This is a genomic window from Erythrobacter sp. KY5 (genome assembly GCF_003264115.1).
Classification (GTDB): domain Bacteria; phylum Pseudomonadota; class Alphaproteobacteria; order Sphingomonadales; family Sphingomonadaceae; genus Erythrobacter.
Genome location: NZ_CP021912.1, coordinates 755,372 through 769,339, shown reverse-complemented (window position 1 = coordinate 769,339; position 13,968 = coordinate 755,372). Strand labels below are relative to the sequence as shown.

Genomic DNA, 13,968 nt, shown 5'->3' with positions numbered 1-13,968 from the left:
CGCTGTCCAGCCGTTCTGAACCACGAGAATACCACCCGGAGAAGCACCATGCCCTCTTTCGAACTGAGCAAATTGCAGTCCGTGACAGCGCCGCGCGCTCTGTCCGACACCGACATGGCCGCACGCCGACCACCGACCAGCGAGAGCGATCAGACGGGCGCAAAGCCCGCTGCGCAAGGCGTCTCCATCGAGGTCAGCGGATCGCTCGACACCGCAAGCGCACCGGTCGACGATGATCGCGTCTCGCAAATTCGCGAAGCGCTCAAGGACGGGCGCTACCCGCTCGTGCCAACGGAAATTGCCGATGCGATAATCGCAGCACAGCTCAGTTTCGGGATCGAACGTTGAGCGAGCCGGCAAGCAGCCTCACCGGCAATCTGCGGCAGATGATTGCCGTCCTCGAAGCCGAGCGGCAAGCGCTTGCCGGACTTGATGCCGATGCGCTGACCGAGGTCGCTCGCGACAAGGAAAAGCTGTGCGATGCGATTGCACCCTTCGGGCCCGAGGCGCTCGACCCGCAAGTGCGCGATCTGGCAGAAGCCGCAAGGTCGCTGAACGAGGTAAACCGCCGGGTGCGCAACCTGCTGGCTGCCAACATCACCACCCGGCTTGAGGCGCTCGGCGCGGCGCGTCCCGCTTACCGGGTGCGCGGCGCCACGATCGCCTGAGAGCTTCGCCCGCGCGTTAACCGTGTTTGGCACGAGGCTTGCTGAACCTTCCTCAAGAGCTCCGCGAACAGTCCGGAGCCTGAGAGAAGCAGCAAGCGAGGCCACCTGTGAACCCGCAATCCATTCCCAGTTCCGCGATCCGAAGCTCTTTCGAACAGGCTGCGCGCGTGCACCATGCAGCGCAACCCCGGCAAGGGGCGACGCGGCAGATCGCCGCACAGGTCACATTCGATGCCAGCGTGCCCGTTCGGCCCAGCGTCGAAGAAGCCATCGCGAACGCGGCACAGGCGACCAGCGTCGATTTCGACTTTCTCGTGGCGCAGGCGCAGGTTGAATCGGCGATGAACCCGACGGCGCGCGCGCGAACGTCGAGCGCCACCGGCCTTTACCAGTTTATCGAGAGCACTTGGCTTGGCACCATGCAGCGCCATGGCGCGCGCTTCGGCCTCGGCAATATCGCCGCACAAATCGACACGGCGCCCGGCGGCACGGCCTATGTCGCAGACCCGCAGGCGCGCGAGGCGATCCTCGACATGCGCAACGATCCGCAGGTGGCCTCGCTCATGGCGGCCGGGCTGGCCGAAGATAATCGCGCGCATCTTGCCCCGATCCTTGGCCGGCAACCCGATCACGGCGAGCTTTATCTGGCCCATTTTCTCGGAGCGGGTGGGGCCGGGCGGTTCCTGTCTGCAATGGCGCAGGATCCCGGCCAGAGCGCTGCTGCCCTGTTCCGGCGTCCCGCTGCTGCAAATCAGCCGGTTTTCTATGAGAGAAACGGCGCACCGCGCAGCCTTGCAGGCGTGATGGACTACCTCAGCGCCAAGCTTGAGCGCGCCCGCGCTGATGTGCCGCCGGGCATGCCGCCGAGCTACACCCCAGCCTCGCTTGCTGCGGCCGATGCCGTCCGCCCGCCCTACATGATTGCAGACGAGGCCGTTTTCGAACCTCGCACTCCGCCGGTGCTGACGGGGCGAAACCGCCCGACGATCAGCGCATCGGCAACCCTGTCGCTCGCTGCGCCCAGCTCGCGCGCTCCGATCTCCGACATGCTCTCAAGCCTGGACAGCGCGCCGAACCTGGGGAGCGAGGCTCATGCCAAACAGGTTCGCCGGGCCTATGACCAGCTGAAAGCGCTCGGCCTGTGAGCGCGGCGACTTCGCGGCAGGCATCGCTGATCGAGCGGCTTCAGTCTGCACCAGCCGCCATGGCATTGCCGGTTGGCATATTCGCGCTGTTCGTGCTGATGGTGCTGCCGATCCCGCCGCTGCTGCTCGACATGTTTTTCGTGCTCAACATCGCGATTGCGGTCGCGGTGTTGATGGTCGCGCTCAATGCACGCGCGCCGCTCGATTTCTCGTCCTTTCCCAGTGTGCTTCTGTTTGCGACCCTGCTGCGCCTCGCATTGAACGTCGCATCGACCCGGATCGTGCTGGTCAATGGCCACGAAGGCGGAAACGCGGCGGGAGAGATCATCGAGAGTTTCGGTCAGTTTCTGGTCGCGGGCAATTTCGCGGTCGGCCTGTTCGTTTTCTGCATCCTCCTCATCATCAACATGATCGTCATTACCAAGGGAGCCGGGCGCGTATCGGAAGTCTCGGCACGCTTCGTGCTCGACGCGCTGCCGGGCAAGCAGATGGCCATCGACGCTGACATCGCCGCCGGGCTCATCTCCGCCGACGAAGCACGCGCAAGGCGGCGCGAAGTCACGGTCGAGGCGGATTTCTATGGCTCAATGGATGGCGCATCGAAATTCGTGAAGGGCGATGCGATTGCCGCCTTGCTGATCCTGGGGGTGAACATCATCGCAGGCTTCGCGCTGGGCATGATCAGCCACGGCCTTTCAGCAGCCGAAGCGGGCGAGCTCTACATCACGCTGGCGGTCGGCGATGCGCTGGTCGCGCAGGTGCCCGCATTGCTCCTTTCCATCGCCGCCGCCGCCATCGTTACCCGCGTTGCCGACACGCGCGACCTTGCAGGCCAGATTGGCGGCCAGTTCGCCGATCCGCGCGGATGGCTGCCCGTCGCTGCGATCCTTGCAGCGATTGGCATGGTCCCGGCGATGCCGCAGATGATCTTCATCCCCGCCGCCGCCATCGCGGGCGCGATCTGGTGGACCTTGCGCAAGCGCGCCCGGCAGCCGGTCGTTGAAACAGCGCCCGAGGAGAGCGCACCCGCCGACCGGATCGACATAACCGAGGTCTCCGACCAGACGCTCGTCACGATCGAGCTTGGCTATGGCCTCGTCCACCTTGTCGATGAAAGCGCCAGTGGGCCTGGAGGGGGCGCGCCGCTCCTCACCCGCATTACCGGCATCCGCAAACAGATGAGCCGCGATCTCGGTTTTGTCCTGCCGCAATTTCGCATCAGGGATTCGCTGGAAGCGGGAGCGAACGAATATCGCGTGACGCTTGGCGGGCTGGTGGTGGCGAGCGGCGCTGTCAGGCCCCAGAAACTGCTCGCCATCGACACCGGCGACGTGCGCGAAGGCCACGCGGTCACAGGCGAGGCGACCCGCGATCCCAGCTTCGATTGCCCCGCGCTCTGGATCGATCCCGGCGCGCGCGACCATGCCATCGCGGAAGGGTTCCTGACCGTCGATCCGGGCACGGTCATCGCCACGCACACCAATCAGGAATTGTCATCGCGCGCGAACCAGTTGCTCGGCCCTGAAGAGGTGCGCGCCATGATCGACGACCTCAAGGCCCGCGCACCCGCCCTTATCGAAGCCGTACACCCCGACCCGCTTTCGCTCGCTGCACTCACCCGCATCTTGCGCGCGCTGATCGCTGACGGGATCGGGCTCGCTCATCCGCAACCGCTCTTCACGAGCCTCGCGCTTGCATTGCAGACGACGCAGGATTTCGATGCGCTGATCGATGCGGTTCGCGTGGATCTGGGCGCTCGCCTCGTCGCGCGGATATGCGAGCCCGGAGCGCGGCTCAAAGTGCTCACACTCGACGCGGCGCTCGAAAGCGCGATCCTTGGAGGCATGGTCGATCCGGCCAGCGGACAGCCGCTGATCGAACCCGATTGCGGGGCGATGATCGTCGAACGCGTGAGCGCCGCCATCAAGGATGTGGGCGGCCCTGTCGCCCTGATCGTTCAGCCCCCGGCCCGCCGCTCGCTTGCCAGCCTGCTGCGCCAGCGCGCGCGCCAATGTCAGGTGCTCTCGATCAACGAACTGCCCGCGACGCAGCCGGTCGAGGTGATCGCCACCGTCGGTGCGCAAGCCGCCCCTGAAGGCCTGCCCGCCCCGGATTCTGAGCAAGGCCCGCCGCCGCAGGAGATGGCAGCGTGAAGCACGATCACACCGCTTTTGGAGGCGCGCACGCATACAGCGTCAGCTCGCGCGCGCAGGTCGAGGATCGCGTGCGCCGGTTCCTGCCGCTGGTGCGCCGCGCGGCCTGGCATATCTACGGATCGGGCCGCGAAGGGCTTGAGATCGAAGACCTCATGCAGGCAGGCGTCGTCGCCCTCACCGAATGCGCGCAGCGACACGAGGGGCCGGGCGAGGATGGCTTTGCCGCCTATGCCAAGATCCGCGTGCGCGGCGCGATGTTCGACCAGATCCGCAAGCTGATGAACGACACCCGCACCGCGCGAAAGAAACGCGCGCGGCTGGGCGAAGTGGTTTCCAATTTGCGCGCTCAAACCGGCGAGGAACCCAGCCGCGCTCAGATTTGCGAGGCGCTGGGCATTGGCGATGCCGAACTGTTCGAGATCGAGGCGTCGAACGTGACGGTCACCTCGATCAGCGACGAGTACGACGAGACCAGCACCGCCTTTGCCAGCGATGATCCGGACCCGTTTCAGGTGCTCGCCGGTCAGGAGGATCGCGAGCGCCTGATCGCGGCGATGGTGCAGTTGCCCGACCGGCTGAAGCTGGTGCTCCAGCTGTTCTTTGTCGAGGAGCTGAACCTCACCGAGATTGCTGCCGTGCTCGAAGTCAGCGTGCCGCGCGTCCACCAGCTGCGCGCAAAGGCCCTGAAGGATTTGCGCGCGCTGATGGAGGCGGATGCCTAACCCGCATCCTCATGCGCGGTGGCGGCGTGGGTTGCGCCATCGGAGCCGCCCGCCCCGCCCGCTTCCCACCAATAGTCGCGCCGTCCGCCATCGCCTGTCTCGACTTCGCGCATGGTCGCTGCATCGTAGAGCCGCCCGCCGAGCATCACGCGCACGATCTTGTCCGAATTGCGGATATTCTGGCTCGGGTCTTCGCTCAGGATCACGAGGTCGGCGAGCTTGCCTTCCTCAAGGCTGCCGATGTCACCCGCCATGCCGAGTGAACGGGCAGGCGCGATGGTGGCGGCGCGCAGCGCCTCGACCGGGGTCATGCCGCCGCGCGCAAAGCTCCAGATTTCCCAATGCGCGCCGATCCCGGCCTGTTGGCCATGAGCGCCAATCGACACCTCGACCCCGCGTTGAGCGATCTTGCGTGCCTCTCTCGCGGCGTTGTCGTCGACGAAGGCCCATTCCGGAGCCGTCGTGCGCCGCCCGGTCTGCGCCAGCAGCACCTTGGGCGGGGTGTGAGCCATCAACGGGTTCTCCCACACATTGGTCGCCTGCCGCCAGTACGGATCGCCAGCCAGCCCGCCATAAGTCACGTTGAGCGTCGGCGTGTAGTTCGAGTTCGACGCCCCGAAGAATTGCAGCACGTCTTCGTACAGGACATCGCCGGGAATGTTGTGCTCGATGGTCGAATTGCCATCGGCGATGAGGTTCATGTCCATCCCGAACAGCGAACCGCCCTCGGCCACGACCAGCACGTTTTCCTCGGCAGCGGCGCGCGCAACCATCTGGCGCTGTTCGCGGCGCGGCTGGTTGTAGTTCTTGACCGAAATCCCGCCCTGCGCCTTGATCCGCCGGACATGCGCCAGCGCATCGTCATAGTCGTCAATGCGGGCGAAGAAGCCGGGAGCCTTCGCGCCGTAGATGATCTCGCCGGTCGAATAGATGCGCGGCCCCAGCATAGTGCCCGCGCGCTGGCGTTCGGCAGCGGCGAAGACGGTCGAGGCATCGCTGGACGGGTTGTGGATCGTGGTCACGCCAAGCGCGAGGTCCTGCACCAAAGTCCAGTTCTGCTGCGGAATGAAATCGCCCGTCCCGTATGGCCCGTGCGCGTGCGCATCGACGAGGCCGGGCATGATGACCTGCCCGCTTGCATCGACCATGGTCGCGCCAGCCGGAACCGTGACCTCGTCAGCCGTGCCGATGGCGGTGATCCGGTCGCCGGTGATGACAATCGTGCCGTTCTCGATTGCGCCCGCATCGATCGCATCGAGCCCGTCGGCCATGGTGAGGATACGCGCGCCGGTGATAGCGACGGTGCCGGTCGGCTTGTCGGCGGCGACGGTGAGCGCCATCGAGATGCCGGTTTCGGGCGGTGAGTACCCCTCGTCCTCGTCACCCTCTCCCTTGGGAGCGTTGGCGAAGAAGTCGGAAACGCTTGCGCGCATAAGCTCAGGCCCGATGGACCAGAACAGGGTCTCTCCGCCATTGGCAAAGCCGATATAATCGGCCCCGCCCTCCGAAACCTTGGTGATCGGCAGCGGGCCGCTCGTTTCATCGACGCTGATCGCCCGGCCGCCGGGGATCAGCGGCATCGCGAAAACCTCGTAATTCTGGCGGAAGGCGACTGTGCGACCATCGGGAGAGACACGAAAATCGCTCGGCAGCGCGCCCTTGATGATCGTGCGCTGATCTTCGCCATCGAGGTCGGCGGAAATAAGCTGGAGCCCATCGCCGCTGCCCGTGGTCATGTAGATGCGCTCAGGGTCACTGCCGAATTGCGGGTTCGAACCCGAACGGCTCACCCGCATCGGCTCGCCTCCGTTTGACGCGATCATGTAGATGCCGGTCGTCTCGGAAAAGGCGGGCGAGGTCAGGAAGCCGCCGCCGCGCTTTTCGAAAGCGATGTGGCGACCGTCGGGGGACCAGGTGAGGTCGCCGTAATGGCCCGGCTCGCTGGTGATGACGCGTGGGTTCTGTCCGTTCGCATCTGCGGTGATGATGCGGCCCAGCCCCTCGTCGGTCCACTCGACATAGGCGATGCGCGATCCATCGCGGCTGAATGCGGGGAAGGCTTCGATTGTGCCCTCAGCCGCGCCTGTCAGCGGACGCGGCGCGTCGCGGCCCCGCGCGGACTTGGTGTAGAGCCGTCCGAGGCTTTCGAACACGACCTGCGTGCCATCGGGCGACAATTGCCCAAAGCGCGGCATGGTGGTGGTGAAGCGGTCGGGCGACACTTCGATTGCCGGGTGCGGGGCATCGGCGATGCCGCGTGTGTCGTCGATGGAGAAGGGTATCTCGGCAAAATTCGACCCGTCGCTGTCGATCCGGTTGAGCTTGCCGCCCGCCCAAAAGACAATGCTGCGCCCGTCAGGGGTCCAGTCCATGTTCGGATAGACCCCGTAAACCGCCCAGGTTTCCTGAAGGTCGAGATCGAGCGCGTCGTAGACCATCCGCTCTGCCCCGGTGGCGAGATCCTTGACCCACAGCTGGCTTGTATCCTTGTCGCGGCGAACGAAGGCCATCTCTGTCCCGTCGGGCGAAGGGGTCGGGCGAACCGCGCCGCCATAGCCATCGACCGCAGTGGTCACTTCGCCCGTTTCAAGATCATGGCGCTCAATCGCGAAGATGCCGGTCTGCGAATCCTGCGCGTAGATGAACTGGTTCCCCGGCGTGGTGTTGCGGGTGTAGTAGATCGCCTCGCCATCGGGAGAGAAGACGGGTTCGCCCAGTTCCTTTTGCAGGTCCTCATTGGCGCGCTCGACAATCGCGACGCCGCCGCCGCCCGAGACGTGGTACATCCAGATTTCGCCCGTGCCCGCGCTGCGCGAAGTGGTGAAGTGCTTCTTGGCAATGATGAAGCGGCCATCGGGCGACCAGTATGGCTGGTTCAGGAGGCGAAAGCTTTCCTTCGTCACCTGCCGCTTGTCCGAGCCATCGACATTCATGACCCAGATATTGTCACCCCCGCCCCGGTCCGAGGTGAAGGCGATCTTGGTCCCATCGGGCGAGAAACGCGGCTGCACTTCCCACGCGAGCCCCTCGGCGATCCGGCGCGGCGTGCCGCCGGTGATCGGCATGGTGTAGATGTCGCCCAGAAGGTTGAACGCGATCGTGCCGCCATCGGGCGAGACGTCGACATCCATCCACGTGCCCTCGTCGGTCTGGATACGCACCTGCTCAATCGTCGCCCCGCGCGGCGCGGTCACGTCCCAGCCTTCCTCCTCGTGATCGTCAGCCAGCGCAATGGACGGAAAAGCAAGCATCGAGCCTGCAAGCAAAGTGGCGGTGAAGCGGTGCATGAATGGTCTCCCTGTCTTGGAACGGGAGACTAGCGGCGCGAAAGAATATTGCTAGGGGCTTGGCCCCAGACCCAAGTCGTTAGTCGAATTGGCCCTTCTTCGGCCCCAGATAGCCGAACAGATACGCCGCCACTTTTCGCATCTGTATCTCCTCGCTGCCTTCGGTGATGCGATAGCGGCGGTGGTGGCGGTAGATGTGTTCGAAGGGCTTGTGCCGCGAATAGCCGATGCCGCCGTGCACCTGCATCGCCCGGTCGGCGGCTTCGCAGACCAGCCGGTTTGCCCAGTAATTGCACATCGAGACCTTGTCGGAGATTGTCCGCTCGATCTCCTCGTGCGGCATATTGTCCATCTCCCATGCGGTCTTGAAGATGAGGAGGCGCAGCATTTCGGCCTGTGTCGCGAGTTCGACCAGCGGGAACTGGATCGCCTGGTTCTTGGATAATGCTTCGCCGAAGGGTTTGCGCTGGCGAGCATATTTCACGCTTTCGTCGATGCAGAACATGGCCGCGCCGCAGGAGGAAGCCGCCTGCCGGATGCGGTTCTGGTGAACAAAGCTCTGCGCCAGCGCGAGCCCGCGTCCCTCGACGCCGAGCATCGCTGACTCCGGAACCCAGACGTCCTTGACCGAAAGGCGCGGGTGGTCGGTGGGCATGTTGAATGTCCACATCCACTCCTCGATTTCCAGTCCCTCGGTAGGGTTGGGGACCAGCAGGCAAGTGATCCCGCTCGCATCGCCCGCGTCCCCGCTAGTGCGGCAGAACATCGCGCAATGCGTCGCGACATGCATGCCGGTGATCCACATCTTCTCGCCATTGATGAGCCATCCGTCGACGCCGTCGCGGGTCTCGCGAACAGCACGCGTTTCCATGTGAGTGGCATCAGAGCCGTGATCGGGTTCGGTGAGGCCGAAGGCGACGCGGCGCCCCTTTCCATTGGCCCGCTCGAAGCCGCCGGCGATGAACTCTGCCTTCTGCTCCTCGGTTCCCCATTGATCGAACATGGCGACGAAGGGGAAGTTGCCGACGATCGAGTGCTCGTTTTGGAGGTCGTTGTGGAGGCCGAGGCCTTGCCGCGCGAAATGCTCGCGGATCACCGCCATCCAGAGATTCGAGCCATCCTTGCCGCCATATTTCTTGGGTGCCGAGAAGCGCCAGTGCCCGGCGGCATCGGCGCGGCGAGTGGCCTCTTTCAGCAATTCCTCCCACTCCTCGCGCGGGAGGCCGCCTTTGTCCCAATCGGTGCGCGCCCATTCGCGGCGGTGGTCGAAGAAGCGGATGTTGTCTTCGGCCTGCTCGAGCGGCTTGATCTCGGCCTCGATGAAAGCGTCGAGTTCTTGCAAGTAGTCCTGCAGGTCGGCGGGAATTGCGAAGTCCATCTATTTCTCTCCGGTCCACATCTTTCGCGCAACCGCGAGCGCGGGATATTTCGGCACGTCCTGCATGATCGTCGCGAGGATTGCTTCGCGCAATTCGCCAAGCAGGCCTTGGTCCTGCAAGCTCGCCTCACCCTCGATGATCCGGCGGGCGAGCGGCGCGTTCTCGAAAGCCGGGATTGCTGCGGCGTTGTAGCGCGAGATCATGCCCAGCGCATTGCGGGCGACGGCATATTGAAATTTGTCGTGGCCGGTGAAGCGGTCTTTCACCGTCCCGAGCCAGTCGTAGATGGCGATGGCCAATTCGCCATCGGTCGCCTCGCCAACCTGTTCCGGAGGTTCGGGCAGCGCGACTGTGCGCGGCCGCTCTTCTTCCGGCGCATCCTCCTCCAGCAGCATCAAGAGGTCGAGTTCCTGCTCGCTCGTCCGGCGTGAGATTACCACGCGTTCGAGCATCCGGTCGGACCCATCGCGCCAGAACTTCGCCATGCGCAGGCATCCCAGCGCCCACCACACGGTGCGGTGGATCAGCCAGTAGCGGAAGCGGTCGCGGTCGACGCTTACACCCGCTTCGGCCTCGTAGGCCGCGAAATAGTCTTCAAGGCTTCCGAGCCCCAGTGCGGGCCGGTCGTACCGGGCAAAGCGCCACACCGCCATACAGCCGAACGCCAGATCCTCGTGCCGGTCGCCGAAATGCGCAAGCTCCCAGTCGAGCACGCCTGTGAGCCTGCCGGGCTGGGCGAGCAGATTGCCCATGCGATAATCGCCGTGATTGAGGACAGGCTCGCATTCATCGGGGCAATTGTCTGCCATCCACTTGAGGCCCAGCGCGATGATCGGGCGGTCGCCGCCCGCTTCCTCGAACTGGGCGCGCAGGTCCGCGATGGCTTGGCGATAGTCCATCACCGGAACAGCATCGGGCACGTCGCCGCGTCCCAGCGAATGAATGCGGGCAAGATCGCGCGCCGCCTGTTTGAGCAGCGCGTCCGCCTCGTCGAAAAGCAGGATCTCCTTGGGGTTCGGGGTGCCCGGCAGCGCGCGCATCACGAAGCCCGAACCGATCCCGTCCTGCGGCTCAAGCACCGCCACCACTTGCGGAGCGGTTACGCCTGCGGCTCGCGCCGCTTCGATCACCGCCGCTTCGACATCGTGGCCGAACGGGCGGTCCTCCATGAACGCAAGCGAAGGCGCGCGGCGCAGGACGAAATCATCCTCACCGCACGAAAACCGCCAGCTTTCCATGGTCGCCCCGCCGGTCAATCGGGTGAGCCCTGTAGGCGGCGAAAGGCCGACGCGCTCACAAATGCGCGCCAGCCCTTCGATCAGTTGGTCAGGTGTCGCATCACCCATCGGGAATTACGCGACAACGTTGTCCTTCTTCACGCTGATCACCTGCGGATAGGTGAATTCCTTCAAACCTTCCTTGCCGTATTCCGCGCCGAAACCCGACTGCTTGTGCCCGCCAAACGGGGCAAAGGGCGACAGGTGCATGAATTCGTTGATCCACACCGTGCCGGTCTCAAGCTGCTCGGCAATTTCGACGCCCTTTTCCGGATCGCCGGTCCACACTGCGCCCGCAAGGCCATAGTCGGACGCATTGGCGCGCGCGATGACCTCGTCGGTGTCGGAGAATTTCATCAACGGCATGACCGGGCCGAACTGTTCCTCGGCGACGATGCGCGCATCCTCGGGCGGATTGTCGAGGATCGTGATCGGCACGTAATAGCCGCTGCCGCTGGGATCCTTGTCGCCTCCGGTCAGGAACTTGTAGCCATTGTCCTTGGCGTCCTGGATCAGCTCCAGCACGCGCTCATACTGTTTCTTGTTCTGGATCGGGCCGACGCCCGTGCCCTGCTCCGCTCCGTCGCCAACCACGACGTTCTTCGCATAGTCGGCAATGGCCTGGCTAAGCTCGTCATAGATATCCTCGTGGATATAGATGCGTTTCGCCGCGACGCAGACTTGGCCAGCATTGGAAAAGCTCGACCAGAACAGCTGCTCGGCGACCTTCTTGGGATCGGCATCGGGCAGCACGATCGAGGCATCGTTTCCGCCAAGCTCCAGCGTGATGCGCTTCAAGTCGGCAGAAGCGCCTTCCATGATCTTCTTGCCCGTCGCGGTCGAGCCGGTGAAGGTGATCTTGTCGATGCCGGGATGCTGCGTGATCATCGGGCCGAGCTCGTCCGGCCCGGTGATGATGTTGACCGTCCCGGCAGGCACCTTGTCCGCGATCAGCTCTGCGATGCGAAGCGTGGTGAGCGGGGTGAAGGGCGATGGTTTCAGGATGATCGTGCAGCCCGCCATCAGCGCGGGCACGATCTTCTGGATCGCCATCATGATCGGGAAGTTCCACGGCACGATCCCGCCGACCACGCCCACCGGCACGCGGCGATGGCGGTGGAGGCGCGTGTCGTCGTCCTGAATGATCTCCTCTTCAAGCTGCAACGTGGACTGAGCATTCGCCAGACCCGCCGCGCCATAGATTTCCTGCGTTGCCTGCGCATGCGGCTTGCCCTGTTCGCTGGTCAGCAGGCGGAACAGTTCGTCGGCGTTTTCCTTGATCGTCGCGGCAATCGCCTGACACGCGGCCTGACGCTCTTCAAAGCTTGCCTTCTTCCAGCTCTTGAACGCCTCACGCGCTCCGATAACCGCGCTGTCGAGCTGCTCCGAGCCGCAAGCCGGGACCTGCCCGATCACTTCCTCGTTCGCCGGATTGATCACGTCGAGCCATTCGCCGGTCTCGATCATCTTGCCGTTGATAAGGTTTCTGTACTGGGTGACCATAATCTCTCTCCAATGCGCGATAGCGGGGATTCTCTCTTGCCCCTGAAGGTGGACGCATTGCCGCAAAAATCAATCTCGAAATGCAACCGGGCAAACCGCATCACCTTGCAAGCTGCACGCCGAGGCCTATTGCACGAGACAGGAGTAATCGAACGAGAGAGACACGCCATGACCGATACGCCCCCCGATTTCCTGTTCTACGGCAGTCCGGTGTCGCCCTTTGTCAGAAAGGCGATGGCGACCGCGATTGAAAAGAGCGCCGGTTTCGATGTCGAGCAGGTCAACATCATGAAGATGCCCGACTGGTTTCTCGACATTTCGCCGATGCGCCGCATTCCGGTGCTGCGAGACCGCTCCATCGCGGCAGAGGGGCCCGGCGGAACGATTGCCGATTCGTCCGCGATCTGCGCTTATATCGAGCGCAAGCATCCCGAACCGTCCATCTATCCGGCAGACGACTTCGCCTATGGCCGCGCGCTTGCGATGGAGGAATATGCCGACACCGTGCTCGCCCCTGCGGGAGGGCTTGGCATTTTCCGCCCGATCTTCTTTACGCTGATGGGCGGGAGCGAGCCGGACATGGACACAGCGAAAGACGCATGGGCCAACAAGCTGCCGTCGATCCTCGACTATCTCAGCGGCCAGCTGGGCGAGAACGAGTTCATCGTCGGCGACACCTTTTCCATCGCCGACATTTCCGTTGCCTGCACTTTCATGCAAATCAGCCTCGTCGCGCAAACGCCACTCGATACATGGCCCGATCTGGCCGCCTATCTTGAACGCATGGCCGCGCGTCCCTCCATCGCCGGGCCGTTCACGATGGCCGACGGCTTTATCCGCAAGGCCTTGCCCGAGCGCGTAAACCTGACCTAAGGCATCGCGCGATAGGACGACCTCAAGAGAACGGTCGCGCAAGGGAACACGCTTACTTTTATGGCCAAGGAATGGTGCATCGGGATTATCGGGGGCTCAGGCCTCTACGATATCGCTGACGTCGAGGATAAGCAGTGGCTGCTGATCGACACGCCATGGGGCGATCCGTCCGATGAGATCCTGTGCGGGACGATTGGCGGTGTGAAAGTCCGCTTCCTGCCGCGCCATGGCAGGGGCCACCCGATCTCGCCGAGCGAACTGAACGCGCGCGCCAATATCGACGCTTTGAAGCGTGCGGGCTGCACCGATATTCTCGCGATTTCTGCGGTCGGTAGCTTGCGCGAAGAGATCGAGCCGGGCCGCTTTGCCGTGGTCGAACAGTTCATCGACAACACCAAGCAGCGCGCCTCGACCTTCTTCACCAGCGGCTTCGTCACCCATGTCTCGATGGCCGACCCGGTCTGCCCGCGCCTATCGAAGATGGCGGCAAAGGCGATCACCGATTGCAAGGGCAAGGTCGCAACAGGCGCGACCTATCTTGCGATGGAAGGCCCGCAATTCTCCACCCGCGCCGAAAGCCACATGTACCGCGCATGGGGCGCCGACGTGATCGGCATGACCGGCATGCCCGAGGCGAAACTCGCGCGCGAGGCGGAGCTGCCCTACACGCTCGTCGGCATGGCAACCGACTACGATTGCTGGCGCGATGGCGAGGAAGAGGTGAACGTCGCGCAGGTCATCGCGCAGATGCAGGAAAACAGCCAGCTGGCCCGCGAAATGGTCGCCAAGTTCATCGAGAACCTGCCCAAGACCCGCAAAGCCTCGCCGATCGACACCGCGCTGGATGATGCGGTGATTACGGCGCCGGAAGAACACGACCCGGCGGTCGTCGCGAAACTCGATGCGGTTGCGGGGCGGGTGTTGGGATAACTCTTTAGGGCCAGCGATAGCGCGCCTT

11 protein-coding genes are annotated in these 13,968 nt (G+C 64.0%); 7 read left to right on the top strand and 4 right to left on the bottom strand.

Translation table 11 applies throughout. The features are described 5' to 3' along the window. Positions 1-48: 48 nt before the first annotated feature. The 5 genes from CD351_RS03740 (at position 49) to CD351_RS03720 (ending at position 4,691) form a co-directional block, all read left to right on the top strand. Entirely contained in the window at positions 49-348 is a 300-nt protein-coding gene (locus tag CD351_RS03740; RefSeq protein ID WP_234027206.1) for a flagellar biosynthesis anti-sigma factor FlgM, read from the top strand. Continuing rightward, positions 345-668 (top strand): flagellar protein FlgN, encoded by a 324-nt coding sequence (locus CD351_RS03735; RefSeq protein WP_111991375.1) that lies wholly within the window; start codon positions 345-347, stop codon positions 666-668. The genes CD351_RS03740 and CD351_RS03735 overlap by 4 nt, the downstream gene beginning before the upstream one ends. 107 nt (positions 669-775) lie before the next feature. Then, positions 776-1,813 (top strand): transglycosylase SLT domain-containing protein, encoded by a 1,038-nt coding sequence (locus tag CD351_RS03730; RefSeq protein WP_111991374.1) that lies wholly within the window; start codon positions 776-778, stop codon positions 1,811-1,813. Positions 1,814-1,872: 59 nt separating this feature from the next. Then, positions 1,873-3,966 (top strand): flagellar biosynthesis protein FlhA, encoded by a 2,094-nt coding sequence (locus CD351_RS03725; RefSeq protein WP_234027314.1) that lies wholly within the window; start codon positions 1,873-1,875, stop codon positions 3,964-3,966. Further along, positions 3,963-4,691: a sigma-70 family RNA polymerase sigma factor gene (locus CD351_RS03720; protein ID WP_111991372.1), complete on the top strand. Its 729-nt coding sequence runs from the start codon at positions 3,963-3,965 to the stop codon at positions 4,689-4,691. The genes CD351_RS03725 and CD351_RS03720 overlap by 4 nt, the downstream gene beginning before the upstream one ends. On the opposite strand, the gene CD351_RS03715 is transcribed toward CD351_RS03720, so the two are convergent. The 4 genes from CD351_RS03715 to CD351_RS03700 all read right to left on the bottom strand — a co-directional run bounded on the left by CD351_RS03715 (position 4,688) and on the right by CD351_RS03700 (position 12,137). Beyond that, positions 4,688-7,978 carry an amidohydrolase family protein gene (locus CD351_RS03715; RefSeq protein WP_111991371.1) on the bottom strand — a complete coding sequence of 1,097 codons (3,291 nt, stop codon included), beginning with the start codon at positions 7,976-7,978 and terminating at the stop codon, positions 4,688-4,690. The genes CD351_RS03720 and CD351_RS03715 overlap by 4 nt on opposite strands. 79 nt (positions 7,979-8,057) lie before the next feature. Further along, positions 8,058-9,356, bottom strand: coding sequence for an acyl-CoA dehydrogenase family protein (locus CD351_RS03710; RefSeq protein ID WP_111991370.1), 1,299 nt, complete (start codon positions 9,354-9,356; stop codon positions 8,058-8,060). Further along, on the bottom strand, positions 9,357-10,703 hold the full coding sequence (locus CD351_RS03705; RefSeq protein WP_111991369.1) for a phosphotransferase family protein: 1,347 nt from the start codon (positions 10,701-10,703) through the stop codon (positions 9,357-9,359). A 6-nt stretch (positions 10,704-10,709) separates the two neighbouring features. Beyond that, complete coding sequence (locus CD351_RS03700) at positions 10,710-12,137, bottom strand: aldehyde dehydrogenase family protein (protein ID WP_111991368.1); 1,428 nt, start codon at positions 12,135-12,137, stop codon at positions 10,710-10,712. Between the two features lie 168 nt (positions 12,138-12,305). Here CD351_RS03700 and CD351_RS03695 point away from each other — a divergent pair, with 168 nt between their 5' ends. Next, positions 12,306-13,010: a glutathione S-transferase family protein gene (locus CD351_RS03695; protein WP_111991367.1), complete on the top strand. Its 705-nt coding sequence runs from the start codon at positions 12,306-12,308 to the stop codon at positions 13,008-13,010. 60 nt (positions 13,011-13,070) lie between these two features. Beyond that, positions 13,071-13,940 carry an S-methyl-5'-thioadenosine phosphorylase gene (mtnP, locus tag CD351_RS03690; RefSeq protein ID WP_111991366.1) on the top strand — a complete coding sequence of 290 codons (870 nt, stop codon included), beginning with the start codon at positions 13,071-13,073 and terminating at the stop codon, positions 13,938-13,940. Positions 13,941-13,968: the final 28 nt, after the last annotated feature.

Excerpts from the sequence above, each read along its gene's own strand:
- CD351_RS03740 (WP_234027206.1), top strand. The coding sequence starts at position 49 with ATGCCCTCTTTCGAACTGAGCAAATTGCAGTCCGTGACAGCGCCGCGC.
- CD351_RS03725 (WP_234027314.1), top strand. The coding sequence starts at position 1,873 with ATGGCATTGCCGGTTGGCATATTCGCGCTGTTCGTGCTGATGGTGCTG.
- CD351_RS03715 (WP_111991371.1), bottom strand. The coding sequence starts at position 7,978 with ATGCACCGCTTCACCGCCACTTTGCTTGCAGGCTCGATGCTTGCTTTT.
- CD351_RS03710 (WP_111991370.1), bottom strand. The coding sequence starts at position 9,356 with ATGGACTTCGCAATTCCCGCCGACCTGCAGGACTACTTGCAAGAACTC.
- CD351_RS03705 (WP_111991369.1), bottom strand. The coding sequence starts at position 10,703 with ATGGGTGATGCGACACCTGACCAACTGATCGAAGGGCTGGCGCGCATT.
- CD351_RS03700 (WP_111991368.1), bottom strand. The coding sequence starts at position 12,137 with ATGGTCACCCAGTACAGAAACCTTATCAACGGCAAGATGATCGAGACC.
- CD351_RS03695 (WP_111991367.1), top strand. The coding sequence starts at position 12,306 with ATGACCGATACGCCCCCCGATTTCCTGTTCTACGGCAGTCCGGTGTCG.
- mtnP (WP_111991366.1), top strand. The coding sequence starts at position 13,071 with ATGGCCAAGGAATGGTGCATCGGGATTATCGGGGGCTCAGGCCTCTAC.